The sequence below is a fragment of the Alkalibacterium putridalgicola genome (genome assembly GCF_040959045.1).
Lineage (GTDB): Bacteria > Bacillota > Bacilli > Lactobacillales > Carnobacteriaceae_A > Alkalibacterium > Alkalibacterium putridalgicola.
In genome coordinates, this window is record NZ_CP162615.1 from 259,404 (window position 1) to 276,971 (window position 17,568).

16 protein-coding genes and 1 pseudogene are annotated in these 17,568 nt (G+C 37.9%); 12 read left to right on the forward strand and 5 right to left on the reverse strand.

Annotated features, from left to right (window positions below):
• Positions 1-62 precede the first annotated feature (62 nt).
• Together lgt (AB4027_RS01410) and AB4027_RS01415 are read left to right on the forward strand one after the other, a co-directional pair.
• Positions 63-908 carry a prolipoprotein diacylglyceryl transferase gene (lgt, locus tag AB4027_RS01410; RefSeq protein ID WP_091528610.1) on the forward strand — a complete coding sequence of 282 codons (846 nt, stop codon included), beginning with the start codon at positions 63-65 and terminating at the stop codon, positions 906-908.
• A 12-nt stretch (positions 909-920) separates the two neighbouring features.
• Entirely contained in the window at positions 921-1,373 is a 453-nt protein-coding gene (locus AB4027_RS01415) for an OsmC family protein (protein ID WP_368645662.1), read from the forward strand.
• Positions 1,374-1,817: 444 nt separating this feature from the next.
• On the opposite strand, the pseudogene AB4027_RS01420 reads toward AB4027_RS01415, so the two are convergent.
• From AB4027_RS01420 to merR, 3 genes and pseudogenes are all read right to left on the reverse strand, one after another.
• Positions 1,818-2,072 (reverse strand): annotated as a pseudogene (locus tag AB4027_RS01420) (transposase); the annotation flags it as partial.
• A gap of 351 nt (positions 2,073-2,423) precedes the next feature.
• Positions 2,424-4,070 carry a mercury(II) reductase gene (gene merA / locus AB4027_RS01425; RefSeq protein ID WP_027109179.1) on the reverse strand — a complete coding sequence of 549 codons (1,647 nt, stop codon included), beginning with the start codon at positions 4,068-4,070 and terminating at the stop codon, positions 2,424-2,426.
• A 12-nt stretch (positions 4,071-4,082) separates the two neighbouring features.
• Positions 4,083-4,484 (reverse strand): Hg(II)-responsive transcriptional regulator, encoded by a 402-nt coding sequence (gene merR, locus AB4027_RS01430; protein WP_027109178.1) that lies wholly within the window; start codon positions 4,482-4,484, stop codon positions 4,083-4,085.
• Between the two features lie 242 nt (positions 4,485-4,726).
• Between merR and AB4027_RS01435 the strand changes: the two genes are divergently transcribed.
• Genes AB4027_RS01435 through AB4027_RS01445 form a run of 3 tightly spaced genes read left to right on the forward strand, consistent with a single transcriptional unit; the run spans position 4,727 to position 8,232 of the window.
• Complete coding sequence (locus AB4027_RS01435) at positions 4,727-5,089, forward strand: ArsR/SmtB family transcription factor (protein ID WP_368645663.1); 363 nt, start codon at positions 4,727-4,729, stop codon at positions 5,087-5,089.
• Positions 5,090-5,105: 16 nt separating this feature from the next.
• Positions 5,106-5,717, forward strand: coding sequence for a CadD family cadmium resistance transporter (locus tag AB4027_RS01440; RefSeq protein WP_368645664.1), 612 nt, complete (start codon positions 5,106-5,108; stop codon positions 5,715-5,717).
• A gap of 28 nt (positions 5,718-5,745) precedes the next feature.
• Positions 5,746-8,232, forward strand: coding sequence for a heavy metal translocating P-type ATPase (locus AB4027_RS01445; RefSeq protein WP_091489952.1), 2,487 nt, complete (start codon positions 5,746-5,748; stop codon positions 8,230-8,232).
• A gap of 160 nt (positions 8,233-8,392) precedes the next feature.
• On the opposite strand, the gene AB4027_RS01450 is transcribed toward AB4027_RS01445, so the two are convergent.
• Entirely contained in the window at positions 8,393-9,301 is a 909-nt protein-coding gene (locus tag AB4027_RS01450) for a cation diffusion facilitator family transporter (RefSeq protein ID WP_368645665.1), read from the reverse strand.
• 41 nt (positions 9,302-9,342) lie between these two features.
• Positions 9,343-9,657: a helix-turn-helix transcriptional regulator gene (locus AB4027_RS01455; RefSeq protein WP_002320191.1), complete on the reverse strand. Its 315-nt coding sequence runs from the start codon at positions 9,655-9,657 to the stop codon at positions 9,343-9,345.
• Between the two features lie 298 nt (positions 9,658-9,955).
• Here AB4027_RS01455 and AB4027_RS01460 point away from each other — a divergent pair, with 298 nt between their 5' ends.
• From AB4027_RS01460 to lgt (AB4027_RS01490), 7 genes are all read left to right on the forward strand, one after another.
• Positions 9,956-11,905, forward strand: a complete 1,950-nt coding sequence (locus tag AB4027_RS01460) for a heavy metal translocating P-type ATPase (RefSeq protein WP_368645666.1) — start codon at positions 9,956-9,958, stop codon at positions 11,903-11,905.
• A gap of 809 nt (positions 11,906-12,714) precedes the next feature.
• Positions 12,715-14,616 (forward strand): heavy metal translocating P-type ATPase, encoded by a 1,902-nt coding sequence (locus AB4027_RS01465; protein ID WP_368645667.1) that lies wholly within the window; start codon positions 12,715-12,717, stop codon positions 14,614-14,616.
• A 26-nt stretch (positions 14,617-14,642) separates the two neighbouring features.
• A complete protein-coding gene (locus AB4027_RS01470) occupies positions 14,643-14,954 on the forward strand; it encodes a hypothetical protein (protein WP_368645668.1) in 312 nt (103 codons plus the stop codon).
• Positions 14,955-15,101: 147 nt separating this feature from the next.
• Entirely contained in the window at positions 15,102-15,335 is a 234-nt protein-coding gene (locus AB4027_RS01475; protein WP_091489966.1) for a heavy-metal-associated domain-containing protein, read from the forward strand.
• Positions 15,336-15,640: 305 nt separating this feature from the next.
• Entirely contained in the window at positions 15,641-15,874 is a 234-nt protein-coding gene (locus tag AB4027_RS01480; protein ID WP_068710567.1) for a heavy-metal-associated domain-containing protein, read from the forward strand.
• A 99-nt stretch (positions 15,875-15,973) separates the two neighbouring features.
• Positions 15,974-16,534 carry a Dps family protein gene (locus tag AB4027_RS01485; protein WP_068710566.1) on the forward strand — a complete coding sequence of 187 codons (561 nt, stop codon included), beginning with the start codon at positions 15,974-15,976 and terminating at the stop codon, positions 16,532-16,534.
• 85 nt (positions 16,535-16,619) lie between these two features.
• Entirely contained in the window at positions 16,620-17,465 is an 846-nt protein-coding gene (gene lgt, locus AB4027_RS01490) for a prolipoprotein diacylglyceryl transferase (RefSeq protein ID WP_368645669.1), read from the forward strand.
• Positions 17,466-17,568 lie beyond the last annotated feature (103 nt).

Genomic DNA, 17,568 nt, shown 5'->3' on the forward strand with positions numbered 1-17,568 from the left:
TTGAACTTAAATTATGTGATTTAAAACAATTAACTAATGTAAGCTATGAAGGGGATTGAAGAATGAATGTTTTACTTAGTGTAATCGATCCAGTTGCTATTTCAATTGGCCCGATAAAAATTAATTGGTACGGAATTATTATTGCTCTAGCGATGCTGATCGGCATTTCATTAGCTACAAAGGAAGCTCAAAAACTGGGACTTGAAGAAGATACCATGGTAGATATGGCATTATGGGCCATACCAATTGGCTTTATCGGTGCCCGACTTTATTACGTTTTATTCAAATGGGACTACTATATACAGAATCCGAGTGAAATCATCGCAATCTGGAATGGTGGAATTGCCATTTATGGGGGGCTAATTGCGGGTGGTCTCGCAGTATACTGGTTTGCAAGAAGAAAGAGAATGACGCTAACTCTTTTACTAGACATACTGGCACCTAGTGTCCTCCTAGCTCAATCGATTGGTCGCTGGGGAAATTTCATCAATCAAGAGGCACATGGCGGTCCAGTCACCCGACAATTTTTAGAAAACTTGTACTTACCGGAATTCATCATTAACCAAATGAACATCAACGGAACCTATTACCATCCCACTTTTCTTTATGAGTCTTTATGGAGTTTAGTTGGTTTCGCCTTGTTGCTCCTTTTGCGGAACAAAAATCAATTCCTTCGCCAAGGAGAAGTGGCGCTCAGCTATGTCATTTGGTATTCAGCAGGAAGGTTTTTTATTGAAGGCATGCGGACAGACAGCTTATGGATAGGCGATTTCTTGCGAGTTTCACAAGGCTTGTCCCTCGTTTTGTTCGTAGCAGCAATGGGTGTTTTGATGTATCGCAGGTACTATACCTATCCGCCAGTACCCTATTATAAGGATGAGCCCAAACTGTCCAAAGCAGCAAATTAAGGAGAGATTGGAATGTCAAAAAATAAATTGGTCACACTTTCAGCCGAAGGAAAAGCAGAAGCAGGCACGACTACTTCAGTGAACATCCGCGATTTTGAGCCGTTCTTTGTCGACGAACGCGAAGCAATCGGCGGCAATAATAAAGGGCCGAATCCGTTGGAATATTTTTTAGGCGCGTTTGGAGCATGCACGTCGGTAATTGCAACCATGGTCGCAAAAGAACAAGGGTTCACTTACGAGGATTTTGAGTTTGGCACGGAAGGGCAGCTCGATCCGCGCGGTTATCAAGGCGTCGAAGGCGTGCAAACTTATTACCAAACGATAGAAGTGAATGTGGTCGTTGAGACGGATGAGAGCGATGAGGCCTTTGAAACATTTGTGGCAGAAGTCGAAAGACGATGCCCTTTGTATAATTTAATCAAAGATGCAGGCGTGGAAGTTAAGTCGAATTGGGAAAAGAAATAAGTGTATGAAAAACAGGGCAGGACCATTCAGTGGTTTTGCACTGTTTTTTTTACGTTTTAAAGAGTTACAAGTTTTGAAAGCGTTTCATTTGAATTGTTATACATAAACTTGTTAAATGGAGATGTGACAATTTTATGTATATTTTGAAAAAACGATGAAAGGCGGATGTGTATAAAGAAATTTTAATGTTTTAGTTGTGCACCTGAATAATTCATACCTCTAATTTTTGAGGCGATTATAGTTCCTGAATAATTCATAGCTCTAATTTAAAGCTGTTTTCTTGAATAAATTGCCTATTTTTATATTAGGCAGATACCTTCTTCTAAAATATTGTGTTTTCGAACAGGATTCTTAGGGAAGAAGGACCTATTAAAAATCCTTTGTCTATTTAAGGGCATACTGATCCCTTGAAATAATCAGTTAAAACTTTATGCGATAACTCCTCTAAATACATTGTCTGGATCGCCGTAGGCGTTCGAAAACCTTATAAAATTCGGTTTGATACACATGATAACTCGACAAGTTGAGATAGACTTGTCTGCCTGTTTTAACGAGTTTGCCGGCAACTTTGAGCAATGTCAATCGTATAGAATGAATCGTCATCCCCCGATTCACTTGTTCAAATCCAATGGTCTTTAAAAAATTGACGAGGTTGTAAGCCAGGACACTGATCATCATTCTAACGTGATTTTCCAGGAAGAGTGGGTGTAAATTGTAATTTTATTTTGCATTAAATTTAAGAGGTGCTTTGCACTAATAAAATAAAAAAGACTATTTCTGGGGAAAATAGTCTTTTTTCTATGTTTGTTATTGAAAGTTTACTTATAAGAAATAGTAGTTTTTAATTGCTCGGAAACTCCCAAGTAACAAATATTTACTTTTTCTTAGTAAATTTTAAATGCGTGATTATTGAAATAGTCAATATTCTCGTATGAAAATTCATTTAAAAATTGGTTAATCCATTATTTATTGAAAAATGTATCTTTTAATCGCAGATTATCTAAAAAGGACGGCAGATCCTCAAATGGAACTGCCTCCCTTTTCTGTATATTATCCTGCACAACAAGATAATTTTGAAACATCGTTATTATAGCCAAGTGCTGCAAGTTTCAGTCCTTCTGCCATCGTTAAATAGGGCGCCATTGTGTCTGTTAAATCCTCGACTGTTAAGCCAAATTTAACAGCTAAAGTTCCTGCATAAATGACTTCGCCTGCATTTTCAGCAACAATATGAACGCCTATTATTTGTTGATTTTGAGCGTTGATAACAAGCTTGATTAACCCAGTTGCATCATGATTAACTAGGGCCCTTGGTACATTATCTAAATCTAAGATTGACGTTTTAACATCTATTCCCTTATCATTTGCTTGTTCTTCTGTTAAGCCAACAGTACCTACTCCAGGATTTGTAAAAATAACACCAGGAACAACAGACAAATCAATTTTCCTATTTAAGCCCCCGACTGCATTGTCCGCTACAATCTTACCTTCATGCGCGGCTACATAGACAAATTGAGGACCTAATGTAACATCTCCTGCTGAGTAAATGTGTTGATTGCTTGTCTGACCAAAATCATTCATCATGATTTCATTATTTATCCCTATTTTTACACCAGCAACATCTAAATTTAAGGCTTCAGTATTCGGTTTTCTACCTGTCGCAATTAATAATTGATCCGATTCAAAAGTTTTTTGCTTACCATTTTTTGTGACTGTCAACTTTTTTATGTCTCCATCTTGCTCAACCCATTCATAATTAATCCCAGTAATAACCTGGATGCCTTGTTCATGAAGTGCTTTTTCGACTGTTTCTGAAACTTCTAAATCATAATCTTTTAATAGTCGTTCGCTTCTTTGTATGAGTGTGACTTTAGAACCTAAGTTGTGGAACAATTGACCGAGTTCTAGTCCAATATAACCCGAACCAATAACGGTTAATCTTTCTGGTACTTCATCTAGCTCTAATAAAGTTGTACTCGTTAAATAATCTATCTTTTCAATGCCGGGAATTTCAGGAATAAAAGAAGTTGCGCCCGTGGCGATCAGGAAGCGTTTTGCTTTTAATTCTTCTCCATTGACCTCAACGACATCACTCCCCACAAATTTTGCTTCGCCTTCGATTAAATCAAAACCGTATTCGTCGATTAAATCGATATATTTTTCTTGGCGCATTCCACTTACCAATTCATCTTTTTGTTTCACCAATGATTTTAAATCGACTTCTCCAGCCATTGTATTTAACCCATGGAATGGATTCTTTTTAGCTAAATGATTGATCGTTCCTGCCCTAAGAAGCGTTTTAGACGGAACACAGCCAACATTTACACAAGTTCCGCCAATTGTGTGTCGTTCGACCATACCCACTTTTGCACCATATTTTGTTGCTTGAATAGCTGCTGAAAAAGCAGCACTTCCAGAGCCTATAATCAGAAAGTCATAATCGTATTCCTTTTCATTTTTAAGTATTAAATTAGACTGAGAAGCTATTTTTTCGATCTTTTCTATCTGATAATTGGATTGTTCAATCGCTTTTTCGATGCTATTAATTTCGACAGATTCACTTAAATTGAATTCTGTTTCCCCTTGCCGGTAGTTTGTTTTTATATCTTTTGCACCTATGTTTTCAAGCGCCATTGTTACATGGTTTTCACAGCTGGCACAAGTCATACCTTGAATGCTTACTTTATACTTCTTCATACAAAAGCTCCTTCATTCATCATAAATTAGTGTTTCAATGATCGGACAAGCATACATTTCTTTCTCGTTAGGACAACGTTCCTTTAAATCGCCTAACATGCTTTCAATTTGTTTTAAATCAGCAATTTGTTTTTGCACTTCTATTTGCTTTTGAGAAACAAAATCAAACATATTTTGACAACGAACACTGTCTTGATCAACAACGCCTAGCAATTTATAAATTTCGTTTAAAGAAAAACCAAGATTTTGCATTTGCTTAATAAATTTCACTCGTTTAATATCCGCATCAGAATACAAGCGATATCCTGAATCTGTACGTATTGGTTCTTCCAATAATTTTTTACCTTCATAATATCGTATTGTTTCTTTATTAACGCCACTCTTTTCAGCAAATTCACTAATCAGATACTTCATTCTTTTCACCTCTATTTATTATACACCATGTACCATAGTACATGGTCAAGAGATATTTATGATTTTAAAATACTCTACCCTAGTAGTTTTCTCTTAAAATCCCTTAAATATATTTAAAGATTTTAATACCGTAAAGAAATCGAATGGCGAAACAATCAAATAAGCATTTGACTATTAAGGCACAACATATGTATAATATTAACGATACAATCAAATGAACGTTTGAATGAGAGGTGAGTTAAATGACTGAAGTTTGCCAAACAACCATCATACACCAAGAAAAAGTAGATGTTGTAAAAAACAAATTGGAGAAAAAAGATTTTTCGGATTTGCTCGTGTTAGGGAAATGTTTCAGCGATTCCTCTAGAATTAAAATTTCCTATGCTTTAGAAACTTATAAAGAGATGTGTGTCTGTGATTTAGCGGAAATATTAGACGCTAGTATTGCTACAACGTCACACCATTTACGTTATTTAAAAAAGTATGGAATGACGAAATCACGTCAGGATGGCAAAGTAGTTTATTATTCTTTAGCGAATGAGGACGTAATTTTTGCTGTTCAAACTTTTCTGAATCTGTCAGAAAAGATAACTACGAAATTTTAGTTTGGAGGAAGTTATTTTGTTACAAAGTATTATTTCAGCGATCGCTGTTTATATTTCTACGAGCATTGATTATTTGTTTATTTTGCTAATTATCTTTTCTCAAAGCCACACACGAAAAGGGATGCGCCATATTATTTGGGGTCAATATCTTGGGACAAGCGTTTTGGTCGCAGTAAGTTTGTTTGCTGCTTACGTACTGAATTTTATCCCTCAAGATTGGATCATTGGACTTCTTGGGCTAATCCCGATTTATTTAGGTATCCGAGTCGCTGTGGGAGGCGAAGAGGAGGAGGAAGAAGAGGAAGTCGTTGAAAAGTTAGAATCTGGAGGAACCAGTCGCTTATTCTGGACTGTTGCCTTAATAACTATTGCTTCAGGTGGGGACAATTTAGGCATTTATATTCCTTACTTTGCTTCTCTATCCGTTTCAGAAATTTTAATTGCCTTAGTAGTATTCGTTATCTCGATTGCGATTCTTTGCTTTATCAGTTATAAATTGGCAAAAATTTCCTTTGTCTCCGAAACGTTAGAAAAGTATGAACGAATCATTGTCCCAATCGTGTTTATTGGATTAGGGATCTTTATCTTGGTAGAGAACGGCACCATTCAAACGTTATTAGGCTTATAGAAGTCCCATTTAGGAAAGGAAGCAAACGATGAGTGAAAATAAAAAGTCTCATGAATGGATATTAGAAGGAATCGACTGTGCAAACTGCGCAGCCAAAGTAGAAAGAGGCGTCGCCAAGGTTGCGGGTGTCGCCAATAGTAGTGTGAACTATATGACAGAAACCTTGAGTTTCGAAGTGACAGAGGACAAAGAACATCTTGTTTTATCCAATGTGAAACAAAAAGTTAAAAAATTGGAGCCAGATGTCACTTTAAAAAATAAAGTGGACGGCAAGCTGATTGAAATAAATCCGCCATTAACCAAGGTAAGTCATTTAAAAGACGATCGAAAAAACTACGAATGGATATTAGAAGGAATCGATTGTGCAAACTGTGCCGCTAAAGTGGAAAGAGGGGTTGCTACAGTTCCCGGAGTTACAAAAAGCAGTGTGAATTTCATGACAGAGACACTGAGCTTCGAGGTGGCAGGCGGAAATAGAAACGACGTGTTGGCTAGTGTAAAACAAACAGTAGGAACTTTAGAACCTGACGTCGTTCTGCGAAAAAAAGCGGATGGTACATTGGTTGGAAATGGAGCTGATTCTCATAAAAATTCTGCTTCTATCGAATCGATTTCTGTTGAAGAGACTGGCCACAAACAGACGAACAGAGCTTCTCTTGCCAATATTTTCGGAAACAAAACTAAAATTACCATTATTCGTTTAATACTAGGGTTAGCACTATTGACGACGGGGATGTTTCTTCCTATAGATGGACAAGTCTCTCTTGGATTGTTCATTTTGGCTTATTTAATCACCGGTTATGATGTTGTAGGACGTGCCATTAGAAATATTTTCCGAGGTCAAGTATTCGACGAAAACTTTCTAATGACCATTGCGACGTTAAGTGCTTTCTATATTCAAGAATATCCAGAAGCTGTCGCAGTCATGCTATTTTATCAAGTCGGAGAAGTTTTTCAAGATATGGCTGTGTCAAAATCTCGACGTTCGATTGCAGATTTAATGGATATTCGACCTGATTATGCCAATTTAGTCACAGAAAACAACGTAGAAAAAGTTGCTCCTGAAACGATTAAAATTGGAGATATTATTCTTATTCGTCCCGGTGAAAAAGTACCATTAGACGGAAAAGTAGTAGAAGGAACTTCTGCGATGGACACATCTGCTTTAACTGGCGAATCTGTTCCAAGAAGCGTGAAGCCGGAAGATACTGTTTTGAGCGGCTTTATTAACAAAAATGGTGTCTTAAAAATAGCGGTAGAAAAACCTTTTGCGGAGTCGACTGTGAAGAAAATTTTAGATCTGGTTCAAAATGCTAGCGGTCGAAAGGCTCCGACAGAACAGTTCATTACAAAGTTCGCTCGTTACTATACTCCAATTGTGGTTATAGCAGCTGCATTACTGGCAATTGTTCCTCCACTAGTGTTACCAGGAGCTACTTTTAATGAATGGATATACAGAGCCAGTATCTTTTTGGTCATTTCCTGCCCTTGTGCTTTAGTCGTTTCAATTCCAGTTGGTTTCTTTGGTGGGATTGGTTCTGCTTCTAGAAAAGGAATTTTGGTGAAAGGCAGCAACTTTTTGGAAGGTCTGAATGACCTCAAGTATGTAGTAATGGACAAAACAGGTACATTGACAAAAGGGACCTTTGAGATAACAGCCATTGAGCCAAAAAATGAAGTAGATTCTGATCAACTGGTTGAATGGGCCGCTCATGCCGAGGCTCATTCTACTCATCCTATTGCTGATTCCATAAAAGAATATTATGGCAAAGAAATTAAAGAAGAAAGAATTCGGGGATACAACGAAATTCCCGGTCATGGAATCCAAGCAACGATTGACGGTAAAGAAGTGCTGGCCGGAAATGCTCAGCTGATGGAAAAGTTCTCTGTTGCATTTGAGGAAGTGCAAGAAATCGGAACAGTCGTCTATCTAGCTGTTGAGGGCACGTATGTGGGGCGCTTACTGATTGCAGACACAATTAAAGAAGACGCTGTGGAAAGTATTGCTGCAATGAAAAAATTAGGAATCAAAAACATTATTATGCTGACTGGAGATTCCAAAACAGTCGGGGAAACAGTAGCCAAAAAATTAGGTATTACAGAAGTGTATAGTGAATTGCTACCTCAAGATAAAGTCACAAGATTTGAAGAAATTCTTTCACGTAAAGAAAAAAACGAGAAAGTAGCTTTTGTAGGAGACGGAATAAACGACACGCCCGTTCTAGCGCGGTCCGATATCGGGATTGCGATGGGCGGATTAGGGTCAGACGCAGCCATTGAAGCTGCTGATGTGGTTATTATGGATGACAAACCGTCTAAGATTGGCAGTGCCATGCAAGTAGCGAAAAATACTCGTCGCATTGTGTGGCAAAACATTTTCTTTGCACTTGGAGTGAAGGGGTTGTTCTTAATTCTGGGAGCTCTTGGTGTTGCAACGATGTGGGAAGCTGTCTTTGCTGATGTAGGAGTAACAGTGATAGCAGTTTTAAATTCAATGAGAATATTGAATAAGTAACACATTTAATTAGTTTTATAGCTTGTATGCCACTAAAATGTTTAGTAACTTTAGTGGCGTACTTTTTATATTCAAATTAGCAAAAAAAGGCAACGATCTGTTCACTCGTTGCCTTTTTTTTCTTTTCAAATAATGAAGTGTTTTTTAGCGTAGGACTATTTTACGTGTTGTGGGAGTATCCCTTTTCAAGCTCTTCTTTGCTTGTAGTTATTTCTATTGTGATATGATTCTCTACGCTTGATTTGTGTGCGACTTCTGCAATTTCTTCTTTTATTTCCCTAGCCTTGTCTATGTCTGAAGGGTCTATAAGAACCGTGACGATAAGGGCGTTTTCTTCCCCGTCCAGTGACCAAATGTGAAAATGTGAGAGGTCTTTTACAGCAGGAACATTTTTAATGGAGTCCGCCAAGCTCTTTACGTTTACATTTTCAGGCGAACCATTCAATAAAATTTTCATTGTGGTGAAAAATTCAGGAACGGTTTTGTAGAGGATATAAAGTGCAATCAAAATCGATAAGATAGGATCCAGACGATATGCCTCGGTAAAGTTCATTAGAATACTCACAATCAAGACTCCAATCCACCCTAATACGTCTTCCAGCATATGGAGGTTCAACATACCCTCATTTTTGGATGTACCTTTGCTTAAAATCCAAGCAGCATATCCATTCAATGCAATAGCTACGAGAGAAAGCCAGAACATGCCACTATAATTTACGGGTTGTGGGTCAATCAAACGTGGCACACTACGATAGATCATAAAAAACGAGCCACTAATTAGCACAACGCCAGTTATCAGCGCGCCCAGTAAAGAAAAGCGGTTATAGCCAAAAGTGAACCGTTCATCTTGTTTTTTCTCTGAATAACCTTGAAAAAACCAAGCGAATCCAATTGAAATAGAGTCCCCTAAATCATGAACTGCGTCGGACATAATGGACACACTATTGAAAAGAAAGCCAAAGAAAAATTCGCTTATAGAGAAAATAAGATTTATGAAGAAAGCAATTTTAATATTCTTTTTCGGTTGATTCTGATTCGAGTGATTATGGTCTTTATCTGATTTTGACATTTAAAAACCTCCTAAGTTTGTATGCTACATACTAATTGGTTTTATTTTTCTAATTCATTAACATGAGTTAAGACTTGTTCGAGAATACTAAAAACATGAAGGTCATCTAAACTGTAAAGCATACTTTTTCCTTCTCTTCTTGATTTCACTAAGCGTGCGTCTTTCAACGTTTTTAATTGATGAGAAATAGCGGACTGTTCCATGTCCAGAGAAATAGCGATATTTCCAACACTACACTCTTTTTTCTGTAAAAGAAAGAGAACCGACAATCGTGTAGGATCACTAATCACCTTAAATAGTTTGCTTATTGACAGAATAGATCCTTTATCGATTGGAGAAGTTGTTTTTATATCCATAGTGTTTTTATTCCTTTCATATGACCTTTCGTTTATATCTATATTACCATATGAGCGAAACAATGCTAATCTTTTGTTTATAAAAGAGAAGTGGCGTTCTCTTTATCTTGACAAAATGTATATAGCGATATAAAATGAGTATACAAACATATGATTAATTAGGCATATGTAAAGTGGATTCATTACGATTTACTTTTGGAATAAACGAAAGGAGTCAGAAATAGCAGAAATTTATGTGATTCAAGAAGTAAATGATGGAAAACAAAGGAATTATAAATTATATAGGGAGGCAATAGAAGTGGAAACTATCCAAGAACAACAGTCTCAAGAAAAGCATAATCATAATCACAACCACGATCACGACCATGATCATGGGAAAATGCCAGTCGTTTTGTACTTTGTTGGTTTAGCATTAGCAGTGATTGCTCTATTTTTGAATGAAGATTATCAGTTGGTACAAAATGTTTTGTTCTCAATCGCTACAATCAGTGCCGGGTATCACGTTATTCTTCTTGAAGGCCTTGGAGAAACAATTGAGAATTCAAAAGCACAAAAAAAGTTCATACCTAATTCTCATATTTTAATGGGATTAGCGGCAATTGGAGCTTCTTTGATGGGGAATTTTTGGGAAGGAACATTATTGATTCTTATTTTTTCTGGCGCACATTTTTTGGAAGATTATGCAGAAGGAAGAAGCAAACGAGAAATAACGAAATTACTCGAAATGAATCCAACGACTGCCCGGTTAATCCTGCCTGATGGTAGTACAAAAAATGTGGATGTCAGTGAATTAAAAGTGGGAGATCAACTTCAAGTGTTGAATGGCGATCAAGTACCTATTGATGGCGTCATTTTGTCTGGATCTACATCCATTGATGAGTCGTCTATTAATGGAGAAAGTATCCCGAAAGAGAAATCCAAAGGAGATGGCGTCTTCGGGAGTACAATCAATGGAACAGGTACCTTCACGATGAAAGTCACCAAAGAAAACAAAGATACAGTATTTTCAAAAATTTTACAATTAGTGAATCAGAACCAAGATAACCAAACAAAAGCTGCGAGTATTATCCAAAAATTTGAACCGAAATATGTCACAGTTGTTTTAATTGCCATTCCTCTATTCATGTTATTGGCTCCTTTTCTACTTGATTGGACATGGTCACAAAGTGTCTATAGAGGATTGGTCCTTTTAGTTGCAGCTTCACCGTGTGCTTTAGCAGCAGCTACTGTCTCGGCAACGCTATCGACGACTTCTAATTTAGCCAAAAAAGGAGTCCTTTCAAAAGGTAGTTCTTACCTGTCTCAATTAGCCGATATTAAAGCCATTGCATTTGATAAGACGGGCACCTTGACCAAAGGAAAACCTGAAGTAACCAATTATTATTTTGCTGATTCCGTGAACGAAGAAAACATGATTGATATCGTAGTAGCTCTTGAAAAAGAATCCAATCACCCCTTAGCAGATGCTATTCTAAGAAAGTTTGAGCAAAAAAACAAACTAACTATTGATGTAGAAAACCAGATTGGTAAAGGATTGACAGGAAATTATAAAGGAAAAAATTATCGTATAGGAAAACCGACATCGTTTGAGGATGTTTCAGATGAATATATCCGTTTAAATAACGAATGGGCGTCAGAAGGTAAGACGGTCGTATACGTAGCAGTCGATGAAGAAGTTATAGGCCTTATTGCCCTCATGGACGTTCCAAGTGAACATGCAAAAGCAACCATTGATTATTTCAGAGAACAAGGCGTACACACTACTTTAATTACTGGTGACTCAGAAATGACGGGAAAAGCGGTTGCTAAACAATTAGGAATAGATGAAGTGATTGCGAATGTCATGCCGGAAGACAAATCCAGAATTATAGACGAACAAAAAGAAAAATACGGTGTGACCGCCATGGTTGGAGACGGTGTCAATGATGCTCCCGCTCTTGTTAATGCAGATGTGGGAATCGCTATGGGAGATGGGACTGATGTGGCAGTAGAGGTATCTGATTTAGTTTTAATGCAAAACAATTTATCTAAATTGGTACAATCCCATAATATTTCTTCGAAAATGAACCGTGTCATTTGGCAGAATATTATTTTTTCAATGGCCGTTGTTGCCTTTTTAATTGTCGTTAGTTTCTTAGGCTTAACGGATATTGCAATCAGTGTCATTATTCATGAAGGAAGTACATTGGTTGTTATTCTGAATGGGCTTCGATTGTTAAGGTCTAATTCTAAGCCTATCAAAAATTAATAACCTGTTTCAAATATTAACTAATTCTCGTTTTCATATGCCTCTGAAGTTTTGGAAACTTTAGAGGCATATTTTTATAAATCAGTTAGTATCAATAACAATCGTTTATGCCAGTATAATTTCTGACCGCTTTTTTCATAAAAAAGTGGTCCTTTTTTATCTCAAAAGCACTCTCTTTATCTAGGATCTTTACCATCCGTTTATGATACACTCCACTGGAAAAAACAAAAAAGGATTACGTAGAAAAGTTGAGCGAATTGCTCAGCTTTTTTTAATGAACGAAAGTTACTGCTTCCAATAAGTAACTAAAAAATAAGGAATTCTTAATTCATTTCGTCTCCTCAGGCAAGGAATAAACAATGAAGCGATCGCAAAAGTTTTATCTCTCAGGTATTAATCCAAGATTAGGAAATTATTGATAGATGATTAAACTTGATTCCCATCAATTTCTCTTTCGTGAATTAACTATATGATACATATAGAACACAACGACAAGAAATGAATCTTGCTATAAATGTGATGCTAAACATCAAACTATTTGACTTCATATCTTGCACTCGGAAAATCTAATATGCCCTTGAAGAACAAATAGGTATCTATTTTACACAAGTATTAGCAAAGGTTGGGGAAGTACGTGTAAAGTACAATCCCGACTATATACAGTTGTCGGCCACCCTGTTCAGTATGTGACCCAATTGAACCCAGTTGAGCAAAGTAAAAAATAAAAAAGCAAACTTGATGATAATCAAGTTTAAATCATTGACTGTACCTTATACTAAAAATAACAAAAATACTTGGAGGGAAAAAATATGCAACAATATATATTAAGTAAGAAAAATCAAATTACATTGATCAGTGGAATTCTAATTGCAGTCGGATTTTTCAGTCACTTCGCTTTAGGAAATGCATTTCTTGCTGAGTGGTCGTTGATTATCGCCTCGATCTTTGGGGTCGCTCCAATCGCCATTCAAGCGTATCAAGCGTTGAAAGTGAAAGTTGTCAGTATTGATGTCTTAGTCACGATTGCCGTTATCGGAGCGTTCTTGATTCAAAACTTTGAAGAATCCGCCGTTGTCACCTTCTTATTCTTATTTGGACATTATTTGGAACAGCGTACATTGAACCAGACACGTTCAGCAATCAAAGAATTAACCGACATGGCACCAGAAAGTGCTTTGGTTCAATTAGAAAACGGAGAATTTAAAGAAGTAGACGTAGACGATGTGGATGAAGGAGATATTCTGCTTGTTAAAACCGGTGGGAAAGTACCAGTAGACGGAACCGTTTTAACAGGTGAGGGGTACATCAATGAAGCTAGCATCACAGGAGAATCCGTTCCCGTCACAAAAGCAGAAGGCACAGAAGTCTTTGCCGGTACGATATTGGAAAACGGCACCATTCAGCTTCGGGCAGATAAAGTCGGAGAAGACACCACGTTCGGTAAAATCATTGAGCTTGTGGAAGAAGCACAAGATTCCAAATCAGAAGCGGAGCGCTTTATTGACCGTTTCTCTAAGTGGTATACCCCAACCGTTTTGGTCCTGGCATTTATTGTGTGGGCAATTACCCAAAACATTGAATTGGCGATTACGATTCTGGTATTAGGATGCCCGGGCGCATTGGTTATCGGAGTGCCTGTTTCAAATGTTGCCGGTATCGGAAATGGTGCACGTAACGGTGTTCTCTTGAAAGGGAGTGAAGTCATCAATGACTTCAGCAACGTGGACACCATTATATTTGACAAAACAGGTACACTGACAGTCGGGAATCCTGAAGTGGCGGAAAAAGAAGTGTATGGAGACAATAGTGAAGAAGCTCTAAGCTATTTAGCCAGTGTGGAACAGGAATCTGATCACCCCTTGGCAAAAGCCGTATTGGCAAATATTGGTCCTGTAGACACGACACCAGTAGATGAGACCGATGTTGTTAAAGGTGGCGGAATTGTCGCACAAGTAAATGGTCATAGAGTCGCAGTCGGAAACGTCGCTTTAATGGAAAAAGAACAAGTCACTTTAAACAAAAAAGTACAAAAAGACGTCCAAAGGTTCGAGAAAAACGGCAACTCCCTGGTTCTGACGGCGATCGATGGTGAATTAAAAGTTCTGATGGGTATCCGCGACCAAGTCCGTCCAGGTGTGAAACAGGATCTTCAAAACTTGAAAGAGTTGGGTGTGAAAAACCTCGTCGTCCTTTCTGGTGACAACCAAGGAACCGTTGACTTGGTTGCGAAAGAACTCGGTTTGACGGAAGCACATGGACACATGTTGCCGGAAGACAAGTCCGCACACATTGAAAAATTGCAAAAAGAGGGGCAGATCGTTGCTTTCGTCGGTGATGGCGTCAATGACAGCCCGTCCTTGGCATTGGCAGATATCGGGATTGCAATGGGCAGCGGAACAGATGTGGCGATCGAAACATCTGACGTTGTGTTGATGAACTCCGACTTCAGCCGCTTACCACATGCATTAGGGCTGACGAAATCAACTGCGAGCAATATGAAACAAAATATCCTTATTGCAGTCGGTGTCGTGTTGGTCTTGTTGGCCAGTCTCTTATTTAGCGAATGGATGAACATGTCAATTGGAATGTTGGTTCATGAAGCCAGTATCTTGGTGGTTATCTTCAACGGCATGAGATTGTTGAAGTATCGCTTAAGAGGCGACAGATATAATGTGAAAACGGGTGTAGAAGAAATCGAAACAGCGAAATAAGAATGAATGAGAAAGGAGAATGTAAGATGGACGAGTATACTGAAATACACGAAAAATTAGACTTTTTACTCGAAGACCATGGAATTAAGTTTGATGACAGCCATTTTGATAAACAGACCCTTCATTCCCTCCATGTAAAAGCAGACAAGCTATTGAAAGCCCACAAGTGTACCATTCCTGAAGGGGATGAGTCTGTGGGAGCTTTGCAGCCAAAATTGAATAGGTTGATTTCAGGGCATGGAAAAACGTTTGATGCGTCCGACTTAGATCCAGAGAGTTTAAATACCGTAGTTGAGAAATTGACTGTTTTAGTAGGTGCTCATGGCGAGCATAGCTAAAACTAACAAAACCTTGTTGCCTTTTTATTGAACTGCAAAAGAAGTTGAATTAGTTGATTTCTAACAATTATTAGTAAGGGAATACCCTTGGTACTTTAAATACCGAGAACAAAATCTTATAGAACAATTCGTTAAAGGAGATGGAGTATGTCTAAAGCAGTAATTACACTAGAAACCTTGTCCTGCCCATCCTGCTTGAAAAAAATCGAGAGTGCTGTTAAAGGACTCATTGGTATTGATCAGAACAGCGTGAGAGGGGTATTCAACGTAAACAAAATCAGAATTGATTTTGACGAAAAGACGTTGGCAATTGAAGACATTGAAAAAGTGATTGAAGATTTGGGTTATCCAGTCATCAAATCAAAAGTGAAAGCAGCTTAACCAAACATAAGAAGCTGGCTCAAATAAACCAGTCTTGGATACGGAGTTCAACCAGCTACGCGAAGTAACCCATAATTATACCGTTCCTAAAAATGCTTGCATGCCACACGCTACGGTATACAAGCTTTTAGCTGAAGCAGAGGAAGCATACCAAATTTAATTTAGTTTTTTATAAAAAAAGCAAATAGATTCTCTAAACTTGATGGTCATCAAGTTCAACGATTCAAATGTACCGTATACTTTAAATGTAAGATAAACAAAGGGAATAACAACATAAAACTAATTTTAAAAAGGAGAAATAAACTATGTCTAAAGCAACCATTAAACTAGAAACCCTATCTTGTCCTTCCTGCTTACAAAAAATTGAAAGTGCCGTAAAAGGACTGGATGGAATCGACAAAAACAGTGTGAAAGTCTTGTTCAACTCGAGTAAGGTAAAAACCAACTTTGAGGAAGATAAAATAGCAATTGAAGAGATCGAAAAAGCGATTGAAGACTTAGGCTATCCAATTATCAAATCAAAAGTAAGTGCAGCATGAGTCACGTTTGAAAATGAAAACTACTTCCAACAGTCTGTTTATTAAAATTGGTAACAAATAATTAAAAATATTAGGAAAAATATTAGGAGGAATAGAAACATGGTACAAGATAAAACACCACAAGAAAAACTGCAAGAAGAGCAAGATCATAAAGAGCACGTACACCATACAAAAATCAATGCAGCAGCCATTGCGGATCACATTTTAGGAAATATTCATACACTGCACGTAAAATTGCACCAGTATCATTGGTATGTGAAAGGTCCTCATTTCTTCTCGTTACACGAAAAACTGGAAGAATTGTATAATGCAAACGAAGAGTGGTTTGACACAATCGCGGAACGTCTGTTGGCTTCAGGACACAAACCAGCTTCCACAACCGCCGAATTCGAAAAATACTCCATGCTTTCAGAAGACCCGGCTGATAAATATTTAAAAGCAGAAGAAATGACTGAAAATGTTGTAGAGGATTTCAGAAGCACCCGTGAATTTACAGTCCGCGCCATACGTTTGGCTCAAGAAGAAGGCAATGATGCGTTAGAAGATACATTGATTGCTTTCAAAGATCATTTAGATGAAAGTATCTGGATGTTGCAAGCCTTCTTAGGCAAAGAAGCATTGGAAGATGACGACGCCTATGATGAAGACGACGAAGACTAAAAGTAGATAATGTGTGTTAAGGCTGGAGTGAAAATTCCAGCCTTAACTATGTTCATTAAGATTCTATTCGGATGGAGGAGATGGAATGAACTTACTGATTGGAGCAATCAACCCACACGCTATAGAATGGGGTCCAGTTGTTATTCATTGGTACGGTGTGATTATTGCTCTAGCGATGCTGATCGGCATTTCATTAGCTACAAAGGAAGCTCAAAAACTGGGACTTGAAGAAGATACCATGGTAGATATGGCATTATGGGCCATACCAATTGGCTTTATCGGTGCCCGACTTTATTACGTTTTATTCAAATGGGACTACTATATACAGAATCCGAGTGAAATCATCGCAATCTGGAATGGTGGAATTGCCATTTATGGGGGGCTAATTGCGGGTGGTCTCGCAGTATACTGGTTTGCAAGAAGAAAGAAAATGACGCTAACTCTTTTACTAGACATACTTGCACCTAGTGTCCTCCTAGCTCAATCGATTGGTCGCTGGGGAAATTTCATCAATCAAGAGGCACATGGCGGTCCAGTCACCCGACAATTTTTAGAAAACTTGTACTTACCGGAATTCATCATTAACCAAATGAACATCAACGGAACCTATTACCATCCCACTTTTCTTTATGAGTCTTTATGGAGTTTAGTTGGTTTCGCCTTGTTGCTCCTTTTGCGGAACAAAAATCAATTCCTTCGCCAAGGAGAAGTGGCGCTCAGCTATGTCATTTGGTATTCAGCAGGAAGGTTTTTTATTGAAGGCATGCGGACAGACAGCTTATGGATAGGCGATTTCTTGCGAGTTTCACAAGGCTTGTCCCTCGTTTTGTTCGTAGCAGCAATGGGTGTTTTGATGTATCGCAGGTACTATACCTATCCGCCAGTACCCTATTATAAGGATGAGCCCAAACTGTCCAAAGCAGCAAAGTAAGCATTATGGTGTTAAGTCAAGAGAATAGATTATAAATAAACAACCTAATTTCATAAAAAAGGGTGCACTGAACTAAACCGTCACGTATTCGAAAATACGTTCG